Origin of the sequence: Mesorhizobium sp. Root102, assembly GCF_001425625.1 — a bacterium.
In the GTDB taxonomy this organism is placed as follows: domain Bacteria; phylum Pseudomonadota; class Alphaproteobacteria; order Rhizobiales; family Rhizobiaceae; genus Mesorhizobium.
This window is the reverse complement of sequence record NZ_LMCP01000042.1, coordinates 1-2,969: the sequence shown is the minus strand read 5'-3', so window position 1 is coordinate 2,969 and position 2,969 is coordinate 1. Positions and strand designations below refer to the sequence as shown.

Annotated in this window: 6 protein-coding genes; 5 read left to right on the top strand and 1 reads right to left on the bottom strand. The window is 57.2% G+C overall.

Annotated features, from left to right (window positions below):
- Window positions 1–136 precede the first annotated feature (136 nt).
- A complete protein-coding gene (locus tag ASD12_RS24620; protein WP_056592489.1) occupies window positions 137–331 on the top strand; it encodes a hypothetical protein in 195 nt (64 codons plus the stop codon).
- A 229-nt stretch (window positions 332–560) separates the two neighbouring features.
- The gene (locus tag ASD12_RS24615) at window positions 561–926 is read left to right on the top strand and encodes a hypothetical protein (protein WP_056592486.1); all 366 of its coding nucleotides are present in this window, start codon (window positions 561–563) and stop codon (window positions 924–926) included.
- 301 nt (window positions 927–1,227) lie between these two features.
- Here the strand turns inward: ASD12_RS24615 and ASD12_RS35570 are convergent, their stop codons facing one another.
- Complete coding sequence (locus ASD12_RS35570; protein WP_056592483.1) at window positions 1,228–1,476, bottom strand: hypothetical protein; 249 nt, start codon at window positions 1,474–1,476, stop codon at window positions 1,228–1,230.
- 227 nt (window positions 1,477–1,703) lie between these two features.
- On the opposite strand from ASD12_RS35570, the gene ASD12_RS24605 reads away from it, so the two are divergent.
- From ASD12_RS24605 to ASD12_RS24595, 3 genes are all read left to right on the top strand, one after another.
- Window positions 1,704–2,207 (top strand): hypothetical protein, encoded by a 504-nt coding sequence (locus ASD12_RS24605; protein WP_082525662.1) that lies wholly within the window; start codon window positions 1,704–1,706, stop codon window positions 2,205–2,207.
- Window positions 2,204–2,467, top strand: coding sequence for a hypothetical protein (locus ASD12_RS24600; protein WP_056592477.1), 264 nt, complete (start codon window positions 2,204–2,206; stop codon window positions 2,465–2,467). Before ASD12_RS24605 ends, ASD12_RS24600 begins: the two co-directional genes overlap by 4 nt.
- A 177-nt stretch (window positions 2,468–2,644) precedes the next feature.
- The gene (locus ASD12_RS24595) at window positions 2,645–2,905 is read left to right on the top strand and encodes a hypothetical protein (RefSeq protein WP_056592474.1); all 261 of its coding nucleotides are present in this window, start codon (window positions 2,645–2,647) and stop codon (window positions 2,903–2,905) included.
- Window positions 2,906–2,969: the final 64 nt, after the last annotated feature.

Here is a 2,969-nt window from a genome sequence, read left to right as displayed (position 1 = left end):
CCAGAACCTTGACCCTCAACACCGAACCGAAACATACATGAAAGGCGGGTCACTTCTCGGTGGAAATGCCGGGTCAGTTCTCAGTGAAAATCAACAGTCTCATACTTATTAAGACCCATCACAACAGGAGAACAGCATGCAGATCAATCTCAACTACGCGACCCTAGAAGCTGACGTGGCGGCGTGGATCAAGACCCACCTCGAAGACATCCGCGAAACTCTCGGCGAAGGCGAAGCGTACGCCGCTGCGGTGGAACTGGAGGATAACCCGTGGACGGCCCTCCAATGGTACTGCGAAGACGTGCGCATGGGTCAGCGGACCAACGCCTAATTCGGATTTAGCGGTCCTCTCAGAAACTCTTAGACCCTGCCCTGATGCGCGCTTTAAGCCCCAAGCGGCGCGCCTCGGGGTGGGGTCCTTTGTTCAAATCTAAACACCATCACAACGGTACGCGGTGGCCCCATTCCAGCGCGTTCTCGGCCTCGCCGGCACTATCCACCATCCAAATGCAAATGCCCGTTATGGGCACCACCGCATACAGAAAGCAGAAGAGCATCCCTTGTCCGACGTAACCACCATCACCATCGAACTCCACGGCTCCTACGCCGCCCACCACACAGCTTCCGGCACCGTCATCAACACTTCCGACAAGGCGTATGGTCGCCGAACCTACAAGGACCCAATCGGTCCCCTCTGCCGCATTCTCAGGAACAACCTGGACTACTCGTCAGAGACCCGCATACACGTTGAACGGGCAGGCGTCTCGGTGTTCAAGCGGGACCTGAGTTTGGCCTACTGGGCCGACCACGATGTCATCGACACGCAGCGCCGTTCAGCCGTGCGGATCGAGTTCCAACCGTTCGACCACAAGCTCACCGAGGTCTTCGGTCGGCAGCGGGATGAGGCGCAGCAGATCGCGGCGTAAAGCATGGGCCAGCGGGCCGAGCCGGCTTGACCGCCAGATACAGGCAGCATACGCTGATAGATACAGCCACTGGGGTGTGACCTCGGGGCTGGGACCACCGATAACCTACTGGAATTGCATAGCTTTCAGCCCCTTCCCCGACCACGGTTCGATTACCTACGAAGCCCGGCCCGGGGAGCCAAATCTTTTCAATGATTTAGCAAGGTACCAAGCCGAAGATTTTTCGGCTATGTACGGCATATGTACGCTCGATCGAGTTGCTCCTACTGATCAAAAGGACGCGCCGTGGATTTCCGCGAGATCATGAAAGGAAAAGAATCTGGGCTGGAGAAGGCGATTCGTCCCTGAAGCTCAAGAAGGCCTTCAACTCGATTTCAAGCGCTCCGCTAGCGACAAAGACGGTGCAATGTTTACGGCCGACGGCAAGCTCGCCAAAGATGGCCGCCGGGCGATCGCGAAAGCGCTGTCCGCTTTCAGCAATTCCACAGGTGGCGTTATAGTCCTCGGCGTCGAATGCCGGAAGAATGCAGAAGGTGTGGATTGCGCCCAATCGCTTGATCCTATCCCTGCCTGGCGAACGGCACTCAGCTCAGTGAGTTCGTCGGCAAGCGATCTGCTGCAGCCTAAGAACGACGGAATCCGGGTGGAAGGCTTCGCTTCGAAGTCGATCCCTCCAAGGGATATCTGGTCATCGAGGCTCCGGGCTCAGAGCGGCGCCCGCATATGTGCCAGATGACGCGGCAGTACTTCAGACGATCAGGTAGCAACAGTTTCACGATGGAGCATTTCGACATCGAAGACGCGTTTAAGCGCGCGTCGGTGCCCGATCTCGCCTTAAGGGCCATGTTTCGGCGGTACTCTTCCTCCGGGCCGCAAGCTCAATTCCAACTCGAGCTCTGGTTGGAGAATGTTGGCGAGGCCACCGCGTTTTTCCCGTCTGTCCATCTCTATCAGGAAGCCACATTTGACAGTGGCTGGCCAAACCACGACTTGGGAGGCCATCGCGAAAGGATGCCGGATGGTCAAATGTCTTTCGGGAATTCAGAGTTTGTCATCCACCCGGGGCAGATCAGGCAAATAGAAAAACTCGAGATGCATTTCGTGTTTGACAACTCGAAGAGCCTGGTGGAACTCGTTTTCTGCTTGCCTGTCGCAGCCGCGTCACTAATTGTGCAATATAGTATTTTCGCCAAAGGCATGCGGCGTAAGGCCGGAGAGATAGTCCTCCGCACACCCGACTTTCTCCAAGTGGAATGGGACGGTGTGGCCCGCCGACCGTGAGGCTGCGGGCCATTATTCTCGACGGGTATTTTGATCAGAACCCAACGTGGGCAATCCCCGGCGCGACGGCATCGGCCAAGACCGCGAAGCATCTGCTTGCCTTGGGCATGACCCTCTCCGGTGAAGGCAAGACCGCTGTCAGCCCGGTGTCGGCCTTCTCGGCCTCAGCGATCTCGTTAGGATTTCTTATCGCCGTTTGGATTGGGTACCGGTGCCTCTCGCACGTCTCGCGGTGGCGGATCGACGTGTTTAAGTTCTGACGGTGCTTCTTCGTCGCGACGATCGAGAGGCACCTTCTTCGGCTCGGGCCTCGATGGCGGTTCCTTGATCTTGTTAGGCATAATCCAGTTAACCGGAACGCCGGTCTCTTGTTCCCGTTGGGAGCCGAAAAAACTGAAAGCCCGAGGAACCGGGGGCGTTGAAGAGCGTTCTCTCGCATGCTCAAAAAGATCGTCTTTGCTGCTGTGCTGTTCCAGGTCGCTGCCTTCTCGGCTCTCCTGACTCAGACGGTTCTCTTCGCGTCATCCACCGCTACCCAGGCCGCGAACGTGCAGCCACGGGCATCCGTCACGGTCACAGAGAAAGAATGCGCCAAGGCGACGTGGCCGGATATTCCCGATCATTGCCTCAAGCGGATTGAGGCGAGGAAGCTCATCACGATGACCCTAGGCCGTGTGGACGAATTGACTCAGGCATAGGTTTTGGGGTTCCGCTGACGAATCCAGTCTGATTCATGGATTGTCGACTGATTTGGAGGTCGGC